Source organism: Thermodesulfobacteriota bacterium (assembly GCA_030583865.1).
Classification (GTDB): domain Bacteria; phylum Desulfobacterota; class GWC2-55-46; order GWC2-55-46; family GWC2-55-46; genus UBA5799.
The window spans coordinates 2,344,396-2,366,111 of sequence record CP129479.1 but is presented as its reverse complement, the minus strand read 5'-3'; the positions used below and the strand labels follow the sequence as shown (position 1 = coordinate 2,366,111).

The following is a 21,716-nucleotide window of genomic DNA, read 5'->3' as shown; positions in this document are numbered from 1 at the left end:
GAAGGTGAAGAGGTTTACGTTTTTTTCGTTTGCCCTGGCGGCATTCACGGCAGTTTCGGTTGCCTCCCAGGCATCCGCATCCGGGAGTATTTCCGGCAGGGACGGGTCATCGGAGGTGCAGGTCGCCTACCTGAATAAATCGACCTACACCAACTTCCAGAGGTTCGTGTCCGCCCTGGAAGACAACCGCGAGAGCGCGGCCCTGGATAAAGACAAGAAGGAGAGCGACGGGGGCGCGGCCAGGGACAAAAAAGAGAGCGGCGAAGGCGCTGAGCCCTCCGTGCCGGCGTCCTACAGGAACATCCATTCACAGGAGAGCATATTCACCGCCCTTGAAGACCGATACAGCCCGGAAAGGTATCCGGCGATCATGGAGAGGAGCAGGTTCAGCGTGCTGAAGGACAGTTGCGCGCATACAGACGCGGACCTCCTCGGAGAGGCGGCGGCGTCCTATTCATCGGCATGCAGGTGATGCGCGGGCGCATTGCAAGAAAATCCACGTAAAGCAAAGAGGGGGCTTTTTAGCCCCCTCTTTTTTTCAGAAAACCTCTAAAAATTAGAAGTTTTTCCCGCTTTTCCCGGAAGGCCGGGAATTAAAAGCGGAGGATATATTATTAATATGTGAGCATTTTTATTCACGGCCTGACACAGAGTCCGGGGAAAAGATCAATTTTTAGAGAAACGGTCAGAAACCCCCGGCCTTTCAAGGCCGGGGATGAATGGCCGCCCGTAGCGAAGCCAGCGTAAGCTGGCGTAGCGGAGGCAATATCGCCTCACGGTTTCCCGATACCCCGGCCTTCAGGCCGGGGAGAGGTTCATAGGTTGTCTTCAATATATGTCCATCATCGTATTGTAGACGTTGAACTTTCCCGTGGGGGTGGCGAGCTTGATTCTATTCTTTATCTCCCGGGTCTTGTCGTCTATTACGATTATCTCGCCCTCCCTTTCCCAGACAGATACCCACACCTCGTCGCCCGCCCGGTTGTACTCCATATGGACCAGCTTGCCCCAGTCGCTGAGCCGGAGGTTTACCGGCTCAGCTCCGATGTCGCTCTTGCTTATGACCGTGAGCGTCTGTGCGACCTCCGCGTCCTTGCTGAGGATATTGTCGATCCAGATATTGTCGCTCTTCGGGTGGGTCTTGATGAAGAGCCCGTTCCCGGCAACCGGTATCTTCCTTACGACCTTCCAGGCGTGCTCGGGGTGCCCCTCGGGGTCCGTGCCTATGACGGCCACCATTGGCTCGCCCATGTGCGGGGTGGCCCAGACAGGGCCGTACTCGGGGTCTATCCAGTTGGCGCCCCTCCCGGGGTGCGGCTTGTTCCCTGTCTCTATTAGGGCGGTAAGTTTTCTTTCCAGGGTGTCTATGGCCGCGACCTTGTTCCTCATGTTAGCGGCAACGAGGAAGTAGCGCTTGGTAGAGTCCCAGCCGCCGTCATGCAGGAATCGTTCGGCGTTTATCTTGGTTTCGGTCACGGTCCCTGCGTCGAGCTTGCTGTAGTCCACAAGGAGGACGACCCCGGTTTCTTTTATGTTCAGGACGAACTCGGGCGCGTTATGTGACGATACTATCGAGGCGACCCTCGGCTCGGGGTGGAACTCGTTCGTGTCGTAGGTGTAACCCCTCGTGCTTACGATCTTGAGCGGCTCGAGGGTGTCTCCTTTCATGATCACATAATGCGGCGGCCAGTAATTGCCGACCACCGCGTAGGTGTCGGTAAAGTCCCCGAGTTCGCCCTTGTACTTGCTCGTGTCTATCGAGCGCGCGTCTATGCCTGTCTTTATCTCGGCTGCTATGCCGGGCGGGTCCATCCAGAGGTCTATCATGGTGGCCTTTCCGTCCCGGCCTATGGAGTACATGTACCTGCCCGATGCCGACGTGCGCAGGATATGGACCGCGAACCCAGTATCAAGGGTGGAGAGTACCTCCTTGGTGTCGCCGTCTATTATGCTGACCTGGCCCACGTCCCTCTGTATGACGCCGAAGTAGTTCTGCCAGTTCCTCTTCGGGGGGCTTTGGGGCCTCTTGTCGACAGGGACCACGAGCTTCCATGACTCCCTTACCTGGTCCATGCTCCATTCAGGCGGAAGCGGCGGGTCGAGGTGCAGGTACCTGGATACCAGCTCCATCTCCTCGTTCGAGAGTATGTCCTTCCAGGGCGGCATGCCTCCGGCGGTGCCTTCGGCGAGTATGATGGCCAGCGATTCTACCGGTATCACCCGCGTCTTTTCGGGCTCCAGGTTGGGCCCGGTCGCCCCCTTCCTAAGGGTGCCGTGGCATCCGGCGCACCTGTCAAAGTATATCTGCTTGGCCCTGGCGAATTCCGAATCTGAAAGCTTGGGCGCGGCCTCCTCCGCAAAGGCCGGAACGGATGCTGCAAGGGAAACGGCGAGAATAGCGAGCTTGAGGACGCCAGTTAGGGCCATGCGGTCTCTCCTTGTAGGCAGGTTGTTAAATCCTAACAGGCTGCTGAAAAAGTCCATCTGCTTCGAAGGCTACGTCGCTGGACACTCCGGCGTACACGAAAAGTACGCCCTCATTCCTCGCTCCTCGACGTCTCGCATCCGGAGCTTTTTGAGCAGCCTGAATAAAAACGGAGTTTTTCAGCAAGCTGCTAAAATATTCGATGCGGCGTTTGAAAAAGAGGCAGACCGGGGAAACCGTTCAAAGGACGGCAGACGCAGAGATATGGAAACGATAGCTCAAGAAGGCCGGGTTGTCAAATTGGGGCGGCCCGGTGGTTCAATTTAACGGCACTCGGCGGGACCGGGGCTATCTCCTGACGAATATGGTCATGCTTTCGGCCTCGGTCCGGGGGGGTCCTGGTCCGGTAGAGGTGCCTCGGAGTGATGTGGAGGTCGGGTATGTTGTTCACCTGGTAGTCTCTTACCGGGAAGGCGACCTTCACGTACTCGGCTTTTTGAAGGAGGGCCGGGAATGGATAGGGGATATCGGGCCAGAAGTCCCTGTGGATTATGACGTCAGGCGTCTCTTTCATGTCTTCAGTGAGGTTTATCCCGATGAAACCGATTATGACCATGCTCTTAGTGTAGTACATGAGCGAGGCCTCTTCGTAGTTCGTTGCTATGATTATGTCCTCGGGCCTTTCGTAGTTCTCGATTACGAAGGGCACCACGAAATCAAGGGGCCCCTTGTACTGATGGGTGAGCTCGTAAGCGCGCCCCAACATGTCCCCGGCCTTGCCGGCAAGCCCCAGGATAAAGAGCGCTGCCGAGGCGGCGACCAGGGCGCCCTGCCATGCCTTCCGTGACGTGGCTGGAAATTTTTTAGCAATCTCAAAAACGGTGAAGGCGTCGAGTAGCATTATGACAGTCACGACCGGCAGGAGCACTATGAAGTAACGGGTGAACATGAGAGGGGTGGCTGCGGTCACGAATACGTGGACGAGGAAGAAAAGGGTAAGGAAGTTGGAGGCGCTTACCTTCCTCGCGGTTTCTTCCTGCAGCGCCTCCCCCGTTATGCGGCCCCGCAGGAGAACAAAGGCGAGGGCGGCCTTTATCATGAGCGCGATATAGAGGAACTCGTGCTTTGCGAAGTAGCCGAAGATGAACTGCAGGTTCGCGATGTACCTTCCCATGCTGAAACCGACGGTAGACCCCTTCAGGAGGGCCACCTCTATGGTCCTGAAGAATATCATCAGGGGGATGACGGTAATGAAGGAGACGATCAGCGGGATAAAGGGCTTCAGGTCCTTGAGTCCAGGGGGCGCGAGGGCCCGGCCCGTGGCCCGTTCCTTACGCATCTTCCCCAGAAGCGTGAATATCTCGTAGAGGCCGATAGAGGCGAGCAGCATGAAATAGAGCGGGTAGAAGGTGTTGTAGACAAGAAAGAGCATGAATACGGACACGGCGAAATACGCCTTGTAGCTCGATTCCCCGAGGAGCCGGTGCTTGAAATGGAAATAGAAGAGGATGGCCGAGAAGAGGACGAGCGGCGAATAATACCGGGCCTCCCGGAGGTGGAGGGCCAGGGAGATTGAGAGTGTCGCGAAAAGGAAAAATAGCGCAATGAAAAGGGGCCTGCCCGGACGTCCCTTTTCGAAAAGGCCGGCCCCGGCTATCGCCATTACGAATGCCCCAATTAGCCCTGCAAGAGCAAAGGGCAGCCTGAAGAGGAGCGTTTTGTCGTATACGTCTGCCACCTTTTCCGCGAGCCAGGCGCCTGGAGCTGCCAGATAATAGATGAGTATGGGGTCTGCGACGAACATGCCGAACTTGTTTACGCCGATTTTTATATCGACCGGGTGGACGTAGACCACGTTCTTCCCGTCATAGACCTTTGGGAAACCGTACTCGAGGACGCGCGTCGCGAACATGGCCGTGTCGCCCTCGTCGTTCCAGAGGAGCGGGTATGAGAGGTGCTTGAAGAGGGTGATTGAAAAGAGCACCACCATCACTGCCGCGAGGGCTACGAAGAGGCGGTTCAGTTTTTTTTCTTTTACGTTCTGCATGGTCTGATTATTTCCGGGGAAATCATGCTCCCTGGCGCTTAGGACCTGGGCTGCAGCCGCAAGCGGTCGAGGGGTTATTATCGTTGAAAAACAGGTTCTGGCCCTGCCGTCTGCCGCGCTCCTCCCGTGGGATTGTCTCTTCTGATGTGGATCTTAAGACGACCGGCTTCATACTCGGCTATGGGAGTCCGGTAAAAATGTCTGATTCTGTAATGCAGGTCCGGAATATTGTTTGCCGGGAGGTCCAGAACGGGAAAGGTGACCGCTTCATAGTCGGCCTTTTTCATGAGCCGCCGATAAAAGAGCCCCCTTGTGTGGTCGCCCCCCCAGAAGCTCCGGTAGACCAGTATGTCCGCGGTTTCCCTCATGTCTTCTTCGAAGTTGTTCCAGGTGTAGCCGATTATCACCTTGCTCCCCAGGTAATACATCAGGGAGGCTTCTTCATAGTTGGTGGCGATTATGAGGTCCTCGGGTTTCTCATGGTTCTCTTTTACGTAAGCGACGATAAAGTCCAGGGGGCCTCTATATTGATGCGTAAGCTCGTAAATCCGTCCCTTGATGTCTTCCGCCTTGCCATATGCGGTGAACAGGAATATCCCGGCGGCCGCGATGAGGAACAATCGCTGCCATTTCCTTCCGGAGCCGCCTCTCTCCTCGAGGATGGCGTACACAGAGGAGGCGTCGAGCAGCAGTATTATGTACAGCACAGGCAGGAGGACGATGAAGTAGCGTGTGAACTCGTACGGCACTCCGGCTATGGCGATAACATGTACCGCGAAAAAGAATGTAAGGAAGTTGGAGGCGATGATTCTTTTGGATATCGACCCGGAAGTCCTTTTTCCCGCGGGACGGTTAAGCAGGATGGCGAGGACAAGAGCGGCCTTCGTGAAGATGGCAAGGTACAGGAATTCGTGTTTTGCGAAAAAGCTCATGGTGAAATAGAGGTTTTCGAGGTATTTGGCCAGGCTGAAGCCCATTGCCGGGGCCCCGTCCAGTATGACCTCGACCGTCCTGAAGACTATGACGAAGGGTATTACGGTAAGTATGGAAAAGACGAGCGGCAGGAAATGCCTGAAGTCCCTTATGCCCGGAAGCGCAAAGGCGCGGCCCTGTTCCCGTTCTCTTCTCAGCTTCTTGGCCATCTCCACGAGTTCATAGGCGCCGATAAACGCTATGAAAACGATATAGAGCGGGTAGAAGTTATGGAATATGAAAAGGAGCATGGCCGCTACTACCGCCGTATGGAGCATGAAGCTCAATTTTCCAAAAAGCCTGTGGTTTATGTAGGAGTAAAATATGCAGGCGGAAAAGAGCACTATGGGCGAGTAGTAACGCGCTTCCCTCAGATGGAGGGCCAGGGATATGGAAGTGAGGGCGAAAAGGAAGTAGAGCGCGTAAAAGAGAGGCCTCGCTGGTTTCTTTTTCTCGAAAAAATTGGAAGCTGTCAACGCGAATACGAGGACGCCAAGAAGGCCCATGATGGCGAAAGGGAGTCTGAAAAGAAGGGTCTTGGTGTAAATGTCCTCTGACATTTGCGCGAGCCATGCGCCAGGGACAGCCATGTAGTATGTCAGGACCGCGTCGGCCGTGTACATGCCGAATTTATTCACTCCCAGGTCCATGCGGACCGGGTGGACGTAGAGCACGTTCTTCCCGTCGTGGACCTTGGGGAACCCGTATTCGAGGATGCGGGTGGCGAACATGGCGGTGTCGCCCTCGTCATTCCAGAGGAGCGGGTAGGAGATGTGCCTGAAGATGCTCACCGAGAAAAGTATGAGCAATACGGCCGCGAGGGCGAAAAGCAGGCGGTTCAGCTTCCGGTCTTTTCCGTTTGGCATGGTATTTTTATACTGTTTTTCTGGGTGAAAAACAAGCCGTAAAGAGGGCCCTGGTTGCAAATTTCCCTTTTTTTATTTGCCATTTACGGGGCTTTGGCATAAAATAGCAGGCAGTGACTCCGATGAAGATCGTACTCGTAGACCCCCCATTCGAAGAAGAGCTCTCGGTCGGCGCGAGCAAGAGCATCCAGAAGGTATTGAACGTCATCCCGGCCCTCGGCCTCGCCTACGTCGCCGCCTATGCAGAGAGGGCCGGCTACGAGGTCAAGATATTCGACTGCACCCTCGGCATGTCCCATTCGGAGCTTGTCGAGGCGCTTAAAAGGGAGCGCCCTGGCGTCATAGGCATAACCGGCACGACCCCTTCGTCCGTGAGCATGTACAGGGTGGCCAGGGATGCCCGGGGCATCCTGCCTGGTGCCTTGATTGTGGGCGGCGGCGCGCACATGACCGCGCTCCCCGGCGAGGCTATGGCCTCCGCGCCGTTTGACGCCGGCGTAATCGGCGAGGGCGAGGAGACCTTTCTGGCCCTGGTGCGGCACTTCGAGGAGCACGGGCGCAGGAACTTTGGCGACGTCCAGGGCATAGTCTTCAGGGAGGAGGAGAAGGTCAGATCGACGGGCAGGCGCCCATTCATAAAAGACCTGGACAGCCTTCCTTTTCCCGCCAGACACCTCCTCCCGCCTCTTTCGGCCTACAGGCCGACTCCTGCGTCCTACAGGAAGCTGCCTCTCGGGGTCATGATAACCTCGAGGGGATGCCCTTTCCAGTGCACGTTCTGCGACCGGGCCGTATTCGGCACCACCTACCGGGTGCGGAGCGCGGCCAACGTGATGGACGAGGTCGAGGAGCTTATTGGCAGGTACGGCGCACGGGAGATAAGGTTTTTCGACGACACGCTCACCATGAACAAGAAGCGCGTCTTCGAGATATGCGACGAGTTCGAAAAGAGGAAGATAAGGATACCCTGGACGTGCCTGACGCGCGTCAGCTCCGTTACTCTTGAGATGCTCAAGAGGATGAAGCAGGCGGGCTGCTGGCAGGTCCTCTACGGCCTCGAATCCGGCGACGAGGGGATGCTCAATCTCTTGAGCAAGGGTATAACCCTAAAGCAGAGCGAGGACGCGACCAGGTGGGCCAAGCAGATCGGCCTGAGCGTCAGGGCCGACTTCATCGTGGGCACGCCCGGGGAGACCCTCGATAGCATGAAAAAAACCCTCGATTTCGCCAAGCGGCTCAAGGTCGACTACGCCCACTTCAACAAGTTCGTCCCGCTCCCCGGGACCGAGCTTTACAACAGCCTAACCTCCAAGGGATATAAATTCGACTTCACGAAGAGCTCGAGCATACTCGACCACTCGGCCCTGCTGTACGTGCCTGAGGGCATAGACCCCGATGCCTACAGGAAATACCTCGACCGGATGTACCGGAGCTTCTATCTCCGGCCCTCCTATATCCTGAGAAGGCTCCTCTCCATAAGGTCGCTTGACCAGCTCAAAGGCCAGGTGAACGGCTTCTTCGCCATCTTCGAACTTTGAACCGCAAGCCTTTGGATTTGGGAGCACCTGACGATGACCGGCCAGGCGTTTTCGTGGAGTACTCGTTTAGGGTTTTCTCGCGATGCAGACGACGGAGCTTCCGAGCGGAAGGCTCGTCAGGCCGCCTATGATGCCAGCCTCAAGCCTGAGCAGGATGCATAGAAGGCTGTTGAGCAGAGGGCTTATTCTCTGCACGTCGGATTCCGATTCGATGCCGCTCCATCTTTTGCGGAGCCTGTGGGCTACGAAAACCGGAAAGAGGAAGAAATTGAAATAAGTGAGTTTTTCAACTCTCAGTCCGCATGCTTCGGTGAGTTTCTTCATTTCTCCCGCAGTATACCTTTTTCTGCAGTGCTGCGCTTCGTCATGCGGGCCGTACACGAACATGAAGGCCGGTTCGCTCAGTACCAGATATCCGCCGCTCTTTATGGTGCGCGCCAGCTCTTTAAGAGTTGCCCCGTCATCGCGAATGCCGCGATGGCACAGTACGCCAAGTGCGGTTACGATATCAAAGGTCCTGTCGGCGAAAGGCAGGACCTCCCCTGTGCCCCGGACGATCTTTCGGAGATTCCGCTCCCTGCAAAAGTCTATCGCGGTGGGTGAAAAGTCGATTCCATAGGCGTCTCCGATCTCGGCAAGGCTCTCCAGCATCCTCCCTGTGCCGCAGCCCATGTCCAGTATCTTTTTCCTTGCCCCTGTTCCCGAAGAGATCCCCAGTTTTCCGAAAAGAGAGGAGAGCACTTCTCTCTGCCCCCTGAACCACCAGTACGTGTCCTCCATCTCGTACAGGTCTTTGTATACATATTCTTCCACCTTAGCTGACAGCCGCCTCCCTGATCTCTCTGACGGCGGCAGATACGTGCCTGATGTCCCTTTCGCTCAGGCCGGACGAAGAGGGCAGGTACAGGCCCCTGGCGCAAAGGGACTCCGAAACGGGGAAGGACTCTCCCTTGAATAGCTTGTGGTATATGGGCTGGAGGTGTATGGGGATGAAGAACGTCCTCGTCTCGATGCCCCTGTCCGCAAGCTGTTTCCTCAATTCGTCGCGGCTCATGCCGAACTCGTCCTCCACGACGAGGGCATACATCCAGAAGACGTTCTTGACCCCTTCGGCCTCCGGCGGCAATCTCAGGCCCGGGACGTCCCTGAGGAGCGAGTTGTAAAGCGCTGCGTTCCTTATGCGGGCGCCCACGAGCTCTTCGAAGCGCTCTACCTGCGCAAGCCCTATCGCGGCCTGGAGGTTGGTCATCCGGAAGTTGAAGCCCACGTACTTGTGCCAGAAGTGCCTCTCTTCCGAGAAGGCGTGGTCCCTTATGTTCCTGGCCTTGTCGTAGAACTCGCGGCTGTCGGTCGTTATCATGCCGCCCTCGCCGGTGGTGATTATCTTATTGGCGTAGAAGCTGAAAGTCGAGGCGTCTGAAATGGAGCCTATCTTCCTTCCGCGGTATTCCGCGCCGTGCGCCTCTGCCGCGTCCTCGATGACCGCGAGGCCGTGCTTGTCGGCCATCTCAAGTAGGGGGTCCATGTCGCAGGGGTGGCCGTAGATGTCCACCGGCACTATGGCCCTGGTCTTTTCGGTTATCTTCTCCTCGACTTTGCCTGGGTCCATCGTATAGGTGTACGGGTCGGCATCCACGAGGACGGGCCTGGCGCCCAGGTGAGTGACCACGTTTGCAGTGGCTATCATGGTAAAGGTCGGGAGTATCACCTCGTCGCCCGGCCCTATCCCAGCCACGTAGAGGGCGAGCTGGAGGGCCGTTGTGCCGTTGGTGCAGGAAACGCCATACTTTGCCCCCACCTTTTCGGCAAAGGCCTCTTCAAAGGCGATTATCTTCCGGCCGGTTGAGGATATCCAGTTCGTCTCCACGCACTCCTTCAGGTACTTGAGCTCGTTCCCCTGGAGTGTAGGCTCGCAGACCGGGATCATCTTCCCCTCTTCCTCGACAACCGGGATGCGCTTTAGGGTTATCTTTACCTCCGGGTCCTTGCCGGGAAGCACATTGAGCTTTTCCCCGAAGGAATAATCTTCCGGCTGTACGGTTCTTTTAAGCATGCCATTAACCCCGCTTTCCCGTTCCGCCTGCCAGTCCGGAGCCGAAGAGCGCTGCGCTTGCAAGCTCGAAAAAAAACGGAACATATTGAAGAATGTCTTTTGCCAGACGGGTATTTTACTCTAATAAACCGGCTTTATTCAAGAGAATTGTAGGATAAGGGGGGCTGCAGGACGGTCTGATAGGAGGATTTGGGGCGACCTTGTATAGGGAGCAGGATGGGCGGAGGGGAGGCTCTTCTGCCGACCGAACGCCGGTCTCATATCCGGGAAAGCCGCAGCTTCATTATGGCGTATATGTACTTTCTCCCGCGCCAGAAAAAGCCCAGGAGGCCGGTGGCGGTCTTGGATACGCCCTTAAGCCGCGGCACGCACACATACGGCGCCTCGGCTATGCTATATCCTTTCTTATGGGCCCTGTAGAGGAAGTCGAGGCAGTATTCGCCGTAATCGCCCCTCAGCCCGAGCTCCTTGACTATCCTTTTTTTCGTTGCGACAAAGCCGCTGTTCATGTCGTTCACCGGGACATTCAGGACAGTCTTGGCGATTATGCCGAGTAGGCGGCTCATGAAGCGCGCGGTCATCGAGTCCCCCATGTCCCTGCCGCCTGGGACGTACCGCGAGCCTATGGCTATGTCGCGGCTCTCAAGGCAGGCCAGGAGGTCGTTTATCTTCTCCGGCGGCATGGAGAGGTCCGCGTCCATCCAGACCACGGTCTCATTGCGGCTTTCGTCTATGCCGCGCTTTATCGCCGAGGTGAGCCCGTTCTCGCCGACCCTCCTTATGACCCGGACCGAAGGCAGGTTCATATCCTCCACCGCCTTCCATGTGAGGTCTTTCGAGTCGTCGTCAACGACTATTATCTCGACGTCGGCCTTTACGGAATCTAGTATCCCGCGGACGAGCTTCCCTATGTTCTCCCTTTCGTTATAGGTCGGGAGCACTACAGTTACGCCTTTTGGCACCACATACCGTCCTTCGAGGGTTGCTGAATCTCGGGCCCCGAGGGCCGTCTCCAATATAACCCTTTTCGTCCGCGTAAGCAAAACCAAAAGGAAAGCAAGGGGAAGCGGCTGGCGGGCCCGCCTGGTTCCGGCCCGGTGCCCGGAGGCAAGGTCAAGGCCTCTGTGCGGCCGGGCAATCGGAATCCGGTTTCAACAAAACCGCACCATGAGCAATTGCCCGTCCGGCGAGGACCCAAAGGTAACGTCAAGCGCATATTGTGCAAAACAGGTCAGGAGCTGATTTCCAGAAATGCGTACGGGAGTGGAATTGCCCGTCCGGCAAGGACCCAAAATCCCGCTTGACAAAAACCCCGGAGTGAGATTAGTATAGACCCCATACAGAGGCAGTCTCCTTCGTGACTGACGGAATCAAGGTGGGGGACCACCGGGGAGCGAAGGATCATATACTTGTCGACCGTCTGGGCATCGCATTTACCTCTTCCGAGGTAGTATGTAACGGCTCCAGGCGGTTTTTTTTGGCTGCAGAAGGGCCATAAAATGCCTTTATGATCAGGCGGTTAGGGCCGCCCCTTAGGTGGCGCAGCCGGTATGCCGCCATTTATGGGTGGGGCTGGCGGCCTTCTTGTGTTCTGATACTTAATTTATTTTTATAAAGATGAAAGGGAGGAATCTTAGTCATGAGAAAGAATTACCTTCTGGCGCCCGGCCCTACACCTGTGCCCGAGTCGGCGCTCCTTGCGATGGCCCAGCCCATAATCCACCACAGGACCCCCCAGTTTTCGGAGGTCTTCAAGGAGACGGCCGAGCTCCTTAAATACGTTTTCCAGACCAAACAGGACGTCCTCATGCTGGCCGCCTCCGGGACCGGCGCCATGGAAGGCTCTATCACGAACCTCTTCTCCCCCGGTGACGAGGTGGTCGTAATAAACGGCGGAAAATTCGGCGAGAGGTGGGGGAAGATCTCCGAGGCCTACGGCCTGAAGGCCCACTGGATAAACGTCGAATGGGGCAAGGCAGTTGACCCGGCTGTCGTCAAGAAGGTCCTTGACGAAAACCCGAAGTCACGGGCAGTGCTGGTCCAGGCGAGCGAGACCTCGACGACAGTAGCCCACCCGACAAAGGAGCTTGCGGCCCTTACGAAGGACAGGGAATGCCTTCTCATAGTCGACGGCATAACCGGCGTCGGCGTATTCGACCTCCCGATGGACGATTGGGGCATAGACGTCCTCGTATCCGGCTCGCAGAAGGCGTTCATGCTCCCGCCCGGGCTTGCTTTCGTGGCCCTTTCGGAGAAGGCCTGGAGGTTCCAGGAGACCGCCAAGTGCCCCAGGTTCTATTTCGACTTCAAGAAAGAGAGGAAGAACCTCAAGGACAATACATCTGCATATACCCCGGCCGTCTCCCTCATAACCGGCCTGAGGCAGGCCCTTCTTATGATAAAGGAGGAAGGGCTCCAGAACGTATTCGCGAGGCACGATAGATTAGCCAGGGCCACAAGGGCCGCGGCCGTTGCCCTGGGGCTTAAGCTCCTCGCCCCCGAGAGCCCTTCCAATGCAACCACCGGCATTTTCGTCCCCGAGGGGGTCGAAGGCGGAAAGCTCGTGAAATACATGAGGGACGTCATGGGCGTCACGATGGCCGGCGGCCAGGACCACTTGAAGGGCAAGATAGTCAGGGTCGCGCACCTCGGGTACGTGGACACCTTCGACGTCGTAACGGCCGTCTCGGCCCTTGAAGTAGCCCTCAACAAGTTCGGGTACAAGGCCCAGTACGGGAAGGGTGTTGCTGCCGCCCTTCAAATTCTCGCGGAAGGATACAAGTGATATGAAGGTACTCATAAGCGACAGCATGTCTTCCAGGGCCGTGGACGTCCTCAAAAACACCCCCGGCCTCGAAGTGGACGTAATAACCAACTTGAAGCCCGATGAGCTCAAGGCGAAGATAAAGGACTACCACGGCCTTGTCGTAAGGAGCGCCACGAAGGCGACCGCCGAGATAATCGAGGCAGCGGAGAACTTGAAGGTCATAGGCCGCGCCGGCACGGGTGTGGACAACATAGACACGGTCGCCGCCACCAAAAAGGGCATAGTCGTCATGAACACCCCTGGCGGCAACACCGTAACTACGGCAGAGCACGCGATCGCCATGATGATGGCGCTTGCTCGGAAGATACCCCAGGCTACCGCTTCCATGAGGAAGGGCGAATGGGAGAAGAAGAAGTTCGAGGGGACCGAAATAACCGGCAAGACCCTCGGCATCCTCGGCGTGGGCAATATCGGGAGCGTCGTCGCGAGCAGGGCCCTGGGCCTCAGGATGAACGTCATAGCCTACGACCCCTTCATATCCGAGGAGGCCGCCGACAAGATGGGCATCGCCCTCGTCACCATGGACGAGCTCTTCAGGAGGAGCGACTTCATCTCCATACACGTGCCGCTTACGAACGAGACCAGGAACGTAGTGAACGCCGACGCCTTCCGGAAGATGAAGAAGGGCGTTAAGATAATAAACTGCGCAAGGGGCGGCATCGTGAGCGAGGCCGACCTCGCCCAGGCCATAAAGGACAAGATAGTCTCGGGCGCGGCAATGGACGTCTTCGAGAAGGAGCCCACCCCGGCCGACAACCCGCTTCTCAACCTCGAAGAGGTTATCCTCACCCCGCACCTCGGCGCATCCACCCAGGAGGCCCAGGAAAGCGTTGCGGTCGCCATAGCCGAGCAGATCGTCGACTACCTCGTGAACGGCACAATAAGGAACGCTGTGAACGTGCCTTCCATCCCGGCCGAGCTCCTCGCTGCCCTCGGGCCCTATATCTCACTCGGCGAGAAGCTCGGGAGCTTCCAGGGGCAGATACTTAAGGGCGGCATTGAGGAGGTCACTATCGAGTACAGCGGCGACGTCGTAAACTATGACGTCGCGCCCATAACAATAGCGTGTCTTAAAGGCCTCCTCGACCAGGTGCTCGACATGTACGTCAATTTCGTGAACGCCCCGTTCGTCGCAAAGGAGCGCGGGATAAAGGTGGTCGAGATAAAGAGCTCGAGGTCCACCGACTTCGCAAGCTCCGTTACCATAAAGGTCGGCACCAAGGACGAGGAGAACGTGGTCGAGGGAGCGCTCTTCGGCAAGAAGGAGCCGCGGATAGTGAGGATAGACAAGTTCCTCCTCGACGCCGTGCCGGAAGGGTACCTCCTCCTTCTCCAGAACGAGGACAAGCCGGGCGTCATCGGGAACGTGGGCACGCTCCTTGCCGCGAACAACATAAACGTCGCCAGGCTCCACCTCGGCAGGCAGGCGGTCGGCGGCGCGGCCGTATCGGTCTGGAGCGTTGATACGCCCATATCCAAGGGCCTGATAGAGAAGATACTCAAGCTCCCCCACATGCTTAAGGCGGACGTGGTGGAGCTCTGAGCCGCACGAAAATCCTTTAATAAAAATCAATAGACCGTCGGATAAAGCCGTGTTATGTTATGCGTAACACGGCTTTTTTCCGGGAAAAAGATGATAGATACGCCAACCATATCCCTGCCGCAGGGCGTCAGAGACATATTGCCTGACGAGGCCGAGAGGATCGGGGCAGTCGAGTCCGGGATACTCTCGGTTTTCTCAAGGTACGGCTTCAGGAAGGTGATAACGCCGCTCCTCGAGTACGCGGACGTCCTTTCCATCGGGGCAGGGGCCGACCTCCTGGAGAGCGTCATAAAGTTCATAGACCCGCCCACCGGCCGCGTCATAGCCATAAGGCCGGACATAACGCCCCAGATAGCGAGGGTGGCCGCTACCAGGATGCGCGCTCACGCGCTCCCCTTGAAGCTCTGCTATAACGAAAGCGTCGTAAGGTACCAGGACGCGAGGGACGGAAGGAAAAGGGAGGTCCTGCAGATAGGGGCGGAGTACATATCCTCCGAGGCCTCCCCGGAAGACGACGCCAGGATGATTATAATGGCCATCGAGGCCCTTAAGTCCGTGGGCCTCAAGGACTTCAAGATCGACATCGGCGACGTCGGGTTCCTCAAGAAGGTCCTTGAGAGCCATTTTGACGAGGGATCGAGGAAGGCCGTGCAGGGGCTCCTCGAGAAAAAGGACACCTCGGGGCTGGAAGCGCTCCTTCGCGGGACCGGCAGCATAGGCGCGGGCGACAAGGAGCTCCTTATGAACCTCACCAACTTCTACGGCGAGGAAGAGGTCATAGAAAAGGCCGCGTCTCTCACGAAAGACCCTTCGGCCCTTGCATCGCTCGATTACCTGAGGAGCGTCGTTGAGGCGATAGCGTCCAAAGGGCTCAAGGACTGGATAACCATAGACCTAGGCGAGGTCAGGGGCTTCGACTATTACACGGGCATCATATTCGAAGGCTTCGCCCCGGGCATCGGAAAGCCCATACTCTCGGGCGGCAGGTACGACAGCCTGCTTGAGAAGTACGGTTATCCGTGCAGGGCCACCGGCTTCGCCTTCGACGTCGAGCAGCTCTCGTCCGGCCTGGAGTCCAGGCCCGGCGGAAAATGAAGAATTCGGAAAAGGACAGGGGAAGGATGGCCAGGAACATAGTAATAGTAGGCGCCCAGTGGGGGGACGAGGGCAAGGGGAAGATAGTCGACATACTAACGGAGAGCGCGGACGTGGTCGTCCGCTTCCAGGGCGGGAATAACGCGGGTCATACCGTCATCGTCGGCGAGGAAAAGTACATATTCCACCTCCTTCCGTCCGGCGTGCTCCATCCGGGAAAGACCTGCGTGATCGGCGCGGGCGTGGTGCTAGACCCGGAGGTGCTCGTGAAGGAGATAGAGCTCCTGAAGGCTAAAGGCATGTTCAGGCCCGAGGACCTCCTTATAAGCAAGGACGCGCACCTCATAATGCCCTATCACAAGATGCTCGACATAGCGCGTGAAAAGCTGAGGGGCGCGGCGAAAATTGGCACGACCGGGCGCGGCATCGGCCCGGCCTACGAGGACAAGGTCGCAAGGTGCGGCATTAAGTGCGGAGACCTCCTCGACGCCGACTCATTCAGGAAGAAGCTCGACGCCAACCTCGTCGAGAAGAACCATTTCATAAGCGCCATACTGGGAGAGGAAGGCTTCGAGGCCGGCCAGGTCCATGAGGCGTACATGTCCTATGCAAAGGCTATCGCGCCTTTCATAAGCGATACGTCAAGGTTCCTCTGGTCCGCCTCGTCCAAAGGCAAAAAGATACTCTTCGAGGGCGCCCAGGGCACTCTCCTCGACATAGACCACGGGACGTATCCCTACGTCACGTCCAGCAGCACTGTCGCGGGCGGCGCGGCCACCGGGAGCGGCATGGGGCCTTCAAGGATAGACAAGGTCATAGGCATAACAAAGGCGTACTGCACGAGGGTGGGCGAGGGGCCCTTTCCGACCGAGCTTTCCGGGGCCGAGGCCGAATGGCTCCGCGAGCAGGGCGGCGAGTACGGCGCGACGACCGGCAGGCCGAGGAGGTGCGGCTGGTTCGACGCGGTGGCCTTGCGGTACGCTGCCAGGGTCAACGGGCTTGACGGCCTCGTGATAACCAAGCTCGACGTGCTTGACAAGCTCGAGAAGATAAAGGTCTGCACCGGCTACAGGTACAAGGGGAAGTTGATAGACGACTTCCCGACCGAAGGCTCGGTCCTTTCCGGCTGCGAGCCGGTCTACGAGGAGATGGAGGGCTGGCGCGCGCCCACGCAGGGCGTGACGAGTTTCGAGAGGCTGCCGGGCAAGGCGCAGGATTACGTAAGGCGGCTTGAAGAGCTCTCAGGGGTGGAGGCCGTCATAGTCTCTGTTGGCGCTAACAGGAAAGACGCGATCGTAATGAAAGACCCGTTCAGGTAGATTCAGCGCGTCCTTAGACCACACCTCATCAAAGAAAAAAAAGAGGCAGGCCGGAAGGCCTGCCTCTTTCGTTTTAAGGTCTTGCGGGTTTTAGTGTCCGGCGGGCTTGCCTGCGTCCTCGCCGTGGGCTGACTTGTAGTTTTCCAGGATCTGTATGCGCTCCTGGGCCTTGGTCCACCACTTGCTGTTCGGCTGCGAAAGGTCCGAGAAGGACTTCCAGCTCTCAAGGGCCCCTATAAGGTCGCCGGCCTTTTCCTGGGCCATTGCGAGGCCGTAGTATGCGTTTGCGAGGTCGGGCTTTATCTCAATCGCCTTCTTCTGGGACTCCGCGGCCTTTTCAAACTCCCCGGTGTCGAAATAAGCGAACCCGAGGTTGTTGTGGGCCTCGGCGCTCCTGGGATTGTACTGGAGCACGGTCTCGTATTCCTTTATTGCGAGGTCGTATTCCTTTTTAAGGAGATGCTGCACACCTTTTTCGAAGTGCGCCTTTGCCGGGTCGGAAGGGTCGGCGGTCTGCTGCCCTTGCTGCTGCTGTTCCGCGGGAGCGGCGGCTTCCTTCTCGGCCTTGGAGCAGCCGTAAGGCGCAACCAGAATTAGAGCGGTCAGGGACAATATTGTCGTCTTTAAAAGCCTATCATATGCGTTTGAGCTGCCCATATTCCTCCTATTGCTTAGACAGGGGTATTTTTTCGGATACTAACAAAACATGGCCTGAAAATCAACGCAAATCATATTTGGCATAAAGGCGGCCCGGCCCGCGCATGAAAAAAAGATTTCACCTGAGCTTTCATTCGTGATATATAGTGCAAATCCTTGGATTTCAACTGGTAGGAAAGCCTTTTACGCATCGGCCACGAGAGGGGATTCGAGATGGGCAACCTGAAGGAGCTGGCGAGGGCGGACAGGTTTGAGCTGCAGATACTCGGCAAGCTCAAGCTCGAAGGGAGCTCCGTTCCGGCGGAATCATGCCTCTGCAACACCGTGAACATAAGCACGAGCGGCGCGCTCGTGGAGACCGGCTTCATCGTCCCCAAGGGCTCCCTCGTGAAGTACACCTTCACCCTGCCCGGCACCGACAGGTCGGTTGAGATAACAGGCGAGATTATTCGCGTGGAGCCCGGGACGGATGCGCCGAGGAGGATACGGCCCTCGGGCGAAAACACGAGGAAGATACTCCGCTACGGCATCATGTTCCTCGACCTTAACGACTCTGACAGGGTCGCGATGGACGAATTCCTGACCTTCTACAAGAAAAGGAACGAGCACCAGAGGACCTGAACCCTGCCAGGCGCTCTGTTTGAAATCAAAAGGCGGTCCCTTCCAACGGGCCGCCTTTTTTTTGCGCTCGCCTCACATGCCCGCGGCTTTACCCTCAAGCCGCCGGACCCGTTCCGCTATGGGCGGGTGGGTTGAGAAGAGCCTCGCGAACGACTGCCCGCTTAGCGGGTTCACGATGAAGAGGTGCGCCGTGGCGTCGTTCACCTGCATGGGATGGCTCCTGTTCTGGTATTCGAGCTTCCTTAAGGCGCTCGCCAGGTAAAGGGGGTTCGTAAGGCCGGCCCCTCCGTCGTCGGCGCCGTACTCCCTCGACCTCGACACCGCGAGCCGCACTATCATCGCGGCAATCGGCGCGACTATCATCATCACGAGCAGCGCAAGAGGGTTGCCGCCCCGTCCGCGCCGCCCGCCGAATATGGCCGAAAAGTACGCGAGGCGCGCAAGAAGGATTATGGCGCCGGCGATGGTCGCCGCGATTGATGAGATGAGTATGTCCCGGTGCCTTACGTGCGAAAGCTCGTGCGCTATTACCCCTTCGAGCTCCTCCCTTTCGAGTATCCTCACGATGCCGGTGGTCACGGCCACCGCGGCGTGGTCAGGGTTCCGGCCGGTCGCAAAGGCGTTCGGGGTGTCGTTCTCTATTACATAGACCGCCGGCACCGGCATCCCGGCCCTTCCCGCAAGCTCCGCCACTATGCTATAGAGTCCGGGCGCGCTCCCCTCGTCCACCCTCCTTGCATTATACATCCGAAGGACTATCCTGTCGCTCCACCAGTAGGCACCGAAGTTCATGGCTCCCGCGAAGACGAGCGCGAGGACCGCGCCCTGGCGTCCGCCGAGCATGTCTCCCAGAAAGATCAACAAGGCTGTAAGCACCGCTAAAAGGGCGGCTGTCTTCAAATAATTCATAAGGCCCCTCCCGGCCCGGGCCTGCCCGCCGGAAACCCTCTCAATCCCGGCTCCGGGAAGCTACCGGGCCCTCTTTTGATTATATCTTATTAAGGGAGTACTGTTTGAAGGGTTGGGATGGGGAAGAAAATGCTTCCGATTCCTGCGCTGAAAAAGGGCTAAGGGGCCCGGCCTGCAAGCTCTATGACGGCCTGCCGCACGTCTTTGACCGCGACCCCGGTCTCCATGCAGTAGCCGCGGGGCCTTTCGTTCACTATGGCCAGGACCGGAAGGGGATATGCGTCCTGAAGGCCGCTCGCGAGGTCCCTCTCGCATGCGACCGCTATGACCGCGTCCGGCCTCTCCTCCTGGACTTTTCTCCTTGCGACGGTGCCGCCGGTCGAGATGAAGAGGCTGACGCCGAACTCGTCGCTTAGCGAAATGAGCTCTCCTATCTCGCACTTTCCGCAGCCGGCGCAGTTCCTTACGTCCCTCGTTACCTTTATCCTGCAGTTGTCGAACTGTATGCAGTGGGGCATGAGTATGAGGAGGCGCCCTGGTTTCAAGCCCCTGGCCATCATCCTGACCATCTGGTTGTTGAGATCTATGAAGGCCTGCTCGACCCGTATCTTCGGCATCTTGAGGAGCGCCCCGGCCATGGACATGACCGGGAGATAGAACCTCATTATGAGCCAGCGGAGCCACCCGGCGTAGAAGGGGACCTTGCCCCGGAGCGCGGCATTGAGTATGATGGCGCCGCCGCCGAAGATGGCAAGCGAAAGTACGAGCGTTACGACGCCCAGGAGCCAGGGAAGCGCCGGGTGGATGTTCCTGAGGCCCACGGTCGGCACATACCACAGGAGAAAGCCGAAGGTCGCCGCCGCAAATGCAAGGAGCAAGACAAGGCCCGCGAAGAGGCTCCGCCCGGGTCTGTAGGAAACGCTCCCGGCGCTCCCGCGACCTATGCCATGCGTCCCTCCGTGCGTGCGCCCGTCAGCCAAGCCGCTCCCCCTGTGCGATCCTGTAGCCGGCCACGAACTCTGCCGCGCTCATCCGTTTCTTATTCTCGGGCTGAAGCTCGGTTATGAGGAAAGCCCCTTTCCCGCAGGCCACGAGTATGCCGTCCTTGCCCGCCTCCAGCACGGCCCCGGGCTCGCCCGCAGGGGCTGCGGACTCTTTTGCCATGCCGCGGTGTATTTTCAAAAGCGAGCCCTTCCGGCAAGTAAAAGCGCCGGGCCACGGGTAGAGCCCCCTGACCTGGTTTTTTACCTCAATGCCGCTCCTGGTCCAATCGACCCTGCCGTCTTCTTTTTTTAAAACAGGCGCGTACGTGGCGAGGCTATCGTCCTGCGGAACGGGCTTCACAGCGTCTTTTACCATGAGGTCCACGGTGTTAAGGAGCGCTGCGGCCCCTTTTTCCGAAAGCGTCCTCGCGAGGTCCTCTGCCGTATCATCCTCTCCTATGGGCACGCGTTCGCAGATGAGCGTGTCCCCGGTGTCCATGCCCTCGTCCATGAGCATGGTGCAAACGCCGGTCTCCTTCTCGCCGTTCATTATGGCCCGGTTTATGGGGGCCGCACCCCTGTATTTCGGCAGAAGCGACGCGTGGAGGTTGACGCACCCCTTCGGGGGGAGTGAGAGTATGGCAGGCGGCAGTATCTTCCCGTAGGCCACGACTGCGATAAGGTCGGGCCCGAGGCTCCGAAGTCTTTCGACGAAGGATTCGTCCCTCAATTTCAGTGGTTCGATTACGGGTATGCCGTTTTCGAGCGCAAGGACCTTTACCGGAGAGGGCAGGGGAGAAAGACCCCTTCCACGGGGCTTGTCCGGCTGGGTCACGACCGCGAGCACATGGTGCCCTGCGGCAATGAGGGCGCGAAGAGACGGCACCGCGAAAAGCGGCGTTCCCATGAAAATTATCTTTGCTGCCGGCCCGGCCAATGCTTGAAAGGTCTCCTGGGCGGAATAAGTCAACCTTTAAAAATTGATCTTTTCCCCTGACTCTGCGTAATTACGCGAATAAAAATACTTTTCCTTTGATTGCGGGAAAGCTCTCTTTAGAGGTTGGCTTAAAAAAGTTTACGAGAAAAGGTTTGCCGATGAAGAAGCCGGGCCCGGTTTCAGAGGGCCTTCTCCTCCGCCTCCAGCGCCTTCTTTATCTTTCTCTTCATCATTTCCTTTTTTATGCGCGAGAGCCTGTCGATAAAAAGGAACCCGTCTATGTGGTCTATCTCGTGCTGGATGGCGATGGCCAGAAGTCCGCCGGCCTCTATTTCGACAGGGCTGCCGTTCCTGTCAAGGGCCTTGACCTTCAAGACCGAGGCTCGCTCGACGTCAGCTGTGAAGCCGGGGACGCTCAGGCAGCCCTCCTCGAAGGTGGTCACGCCCTCTTTGTATATTATCTCGGGGTTCACGAGCGCCAGAAGGTTTTTTCCCTTTACCCGCTCCCGGTCGTCTTCATCGGGGACGTCGAGGACAACGACCCTCTTGTCCACGCCTACCTGCACGGAGGCGAGGCCGATTCCCTTCGCGTGGTACATGGTCTCGACCATGTCGTCTATGAGCTTCCTTATGCCGTCGTCAACGGCCTCAACGGGCCCGGCCTTTGTCTTCAGGAAAGGGTCGGGATATTTCAGTATTTCGAGTATCATGCCATGTATGCTCCGCTTATATTCCCGGCCTTACGGGAGAAGCGGGAAAGTGCCTGATTTTTGGCGGATGCCTTGCTTTTTACGCCATAAGGCCGCTAAAGGCCTTATTACAATATGATAATACACGGGCCGGGCCCTTGTAAAGGCGGTATTTGAGCACAAACCAGTTATCTCAGGCCCAAAAAAAGCCCGCGTGCGTCTACACGCGGGCTTT

General features: G+C 57.6%; 18 protein-coding genes and 1 riboswitch. Of the genes, 7 read left to right on the top strand and 11 right to left on the bottom strand.

Annotated elements, in window-relative coordinates; translation table 11 throughout:
- The first annotated feature begins 4 nt into the window (after positions 1–4).
- Entirely contained in the window at positions 5–472 is a 468-nt protein-coding gene (locus QY316_11235; GenBank protein WKZ32474.1) for a hypothetical protein, read from the top strand.
- Positions 473–828: 356 nt separating this feature from the next.
- On the opposite strand, the gene QY316_11230 is transcribed toward QY316_11235, so the two are convergent.
- From QY316_11230 to QY316_11220, 3 genes are all read right to left on the bottom strand, one after another.
- A complete protein-coding gene (locus QY316_11230) occupies positions 829–2,427 on the bottom strand; it encodes a cytochrome D1 domain-containing protein (GenBank protein WKZ32473.1) in 1,599 nt (532 codons plus the stop codon).
- Between the two features lie 293 nt (positions 2,428–2,720).
- Positions 2,721–4,472, bottom strand: a complete 1,752-nt coding sequence (locus QY316_11225) for a hypothetical protein (protein WKZ32472.1) — start codon at positions 4,470–4,472, stop codon at positions 2,721–2,723.
- A gap of 77 nt (positions 4,473–4,549) precedes the next feature.
- Positions 4,550–6,310 (bottom strand): hypothetical protein, encoded by a 1,761-nt coding sequence (locus tag QY316_11220; protein ID WKZ32471.1) that lies wholly within the window; start codon positions 6,308–6,310, stop codon positions 4,550–4,552.
- 122 nt (positions 6,311–6,432) lie between these two features.
- On the opposite strand from QY316_11220, the gene QY316_11215 reads away from it, so the two are divergent.
- On the top strand, positions 6,433–7,848 hold the full coding sequence (locus QY316_11215; protein ID WKZ32470.1) for a radical SAM protein: 1,416 nt from the start codon (positions 6,433–6,435) through the stop codon (positions 7,846–7,848).
- A 66-nt stretch (positions 7,849–7,914) separates the two neighbouring features.
- Here QY316_11215 and QY316_11210 read toward each other — a convergent pair whose 3' ends face one another.
- The 3 genes from QY316_11210 to QY316_11200 form a co-directional block, all read right to left on the bottom strand.
- The gene (locus QY316_11210) at positions 7,915–8,661 is read right to left on the bottom strand and encodes a class I SAM-dependent methyltransferase (protein ID WKZ32469.1); all 747 of its coding nucleotides are present in this window, start codon (positions 8,659–8,661) and stop codon (positions 7,915–7,917) included.
- Position 8,662: 1 nt separating this feature from the next.
- Positions 8,663–9,901: a DegT/DnrJ/EryC1/StrS family aminotransferase gene (locus QY316_11205; protein WKZ32468.1), complete on the bottom strand. Its 1,239-nt coding sequence runs from the start codon at positions 9,899–9,901 to the stop codon at positions 8,663–8,665.
- Positions 9,902–10,158: 257 nt separating this feature from the next.
- Positions 10,159–10,863, bottom strand: a complete 705-nt coding sequence (locus QY316_11200) for a polyprenol monophosphomannose synthase (GenBank protein WKZ32467.1) — start codon at positions 10,861–10,863, stop codon at positions 10,159–10,161.
- 385 nt (positions 10,864–11,248) lie between these two features.
- Positions 11,249–11,334, top strand: a riboswitch (ZMP/ZTP riboswitch).
- 206 nt (positions 11,335–11,540) lie between these two features.
- Between QY316_11200 and QY316_11195 the strand changes: the two genes are divergently transcribed.
- From QY316_11195 to QY316_11180, 4 genes are all read left to right on the top strand, one after another.
- Complete coding sequence (locus QY316_11195; protein ID WKZ32466.1) at positions 11,541–12,686, top strand: alanine--glyoxylate aminotransferase family protein; 1,146 nt, start codon at positions 11,541–11,543, stop codon at positions 12,684–12,686.
- 1 nt (position 12,687) lies between these two features.
- The gene (gene serA / locus QY316_11190; GenBank protein ID WKZ32465.1) at positions 12,688–14,271 is read left to right on the top strand and encodes a phosphoglycerate dehydrogenase; all 1,584 of its coding nucleotides are present in this window, start codon (positions 12,688–12,690) and stop codon (positions 14,269–14,271) included.
- A gap of 90 nt (positions 14,272–14,361) precedes the next feature.
- Positions 14,362–15,366: an ATP phosphoribosyltransferase regulatory subunit gene (gene hisZ, locus QY316_11185; GenBank protein WKZ32464.1), complete on the top strand. Its 1,005-nt coding sequence runs from the start codon at positions 14,362–14,364 to the stop codon at positions 15,364–15,366.
- A 26-nt stretch (positions 15,367–15,392) separates the two neighbouring features.
- The gene (locus tag QY316_11180; GenBank protein ID WKZ34118.1) at positions 15,393–16,685 is read left to right on the top strand and encodes an adenylosuccinate synthase; all 1,293 of its coding nucleotides are present in this window, start codon (positions 15,393–15,395) and stop codon (positions 16,683–16,685) included.
- A gap of 90 nt (positions 16,686–16,775) precedes the next feature.
- On the opposite strand, the gene QY316_11175 is transcribed toward QY316_11180, so the two are convergent.
- The gene (locus QY316_11175; protein WKZ32463.1) at positions 16,776–17,342 is read right to left on the bottom strand and encodes a tetratricopeptide repeat protein; all 567 of its coding nucleotides are present in this window, start codon (positions 17,340–17,342) and stop codon (positions 16,776–16,778) included.
- A gap of 213 nt (positions 17,343–17,555) precedes the next feature.
- On the opposite strand from QY316_11175, the gene QY316_11170 reads away from it, so the two are divergent.
- Positions 17,556–17,963 carry a PilZ domain-containing protein gene (locus tag QY316_11170; protein ID WKZ32462.1) on the top strand — a complete coding sequence of 136 codons (408 nt, stop codon included), beginning with the start codon at positions 17,556–17,558 and terminating at the stop codon, positions 17,961–17,963.
- Between the two features lie 72 nt (positions 17,964–18,035).
- Here QY316_11170 and htpX read toward each other — a convergent pair whose 3' ends face one another.
- The 4 genes from htpX to def form a co-directional block, all read right to left on the bottom strand.
- Positions 18,036–18,872, bottom strand: a complete 837-nt coding sequence (gene htpX, locus QY316_11165; protein ID WKZ32461.1) for a zinc metalloprotease HtpX — start codon at positions 18,870–18,872, stop codon at positions 18,036–18,038.
- Between the two features lie 158 nt (positions 18,873–19,030).
- Positions 19,031–19,852 carry a DUF116 domain-containing protein gene (locus tag QY316_11160; GenBank protein ID WKZ32460.1) on the bottom strand — a complete coding sequence of 274 codons (822 nt, stop codon included), beginning with the start codon at positions 19,850–19,852 and terminating at the stop codon, positions 19,031–19,033.
- Positions 19,845–20,792, bottom strand: a complete 948-nt coding sequence (gene fmt / locus QY316_11155) for a methionyl-tRNA formyltransferase (protein ID WKZ32459.1) — start codon at positions 20,790–20,792, stop codon at positions 19,845–19,847. The genes QY316_11160 and fmt overlap by 8 nt, the downstream gene beginning before the upstream one ends.
- 179 nt (positions 20,793–20,971) lie before the next feature.
- A complete protein-coding gene (gene def / locus QY316_11150) occupies positions 20,972–21,502 on the bottom strand; it encodes a peptide deformylase (protein WKZ32458.1) in 531 nt (176 codons plus the stop codon).
- Positions 21,503–21,716 lie beyond the last annotated feature (214 nt).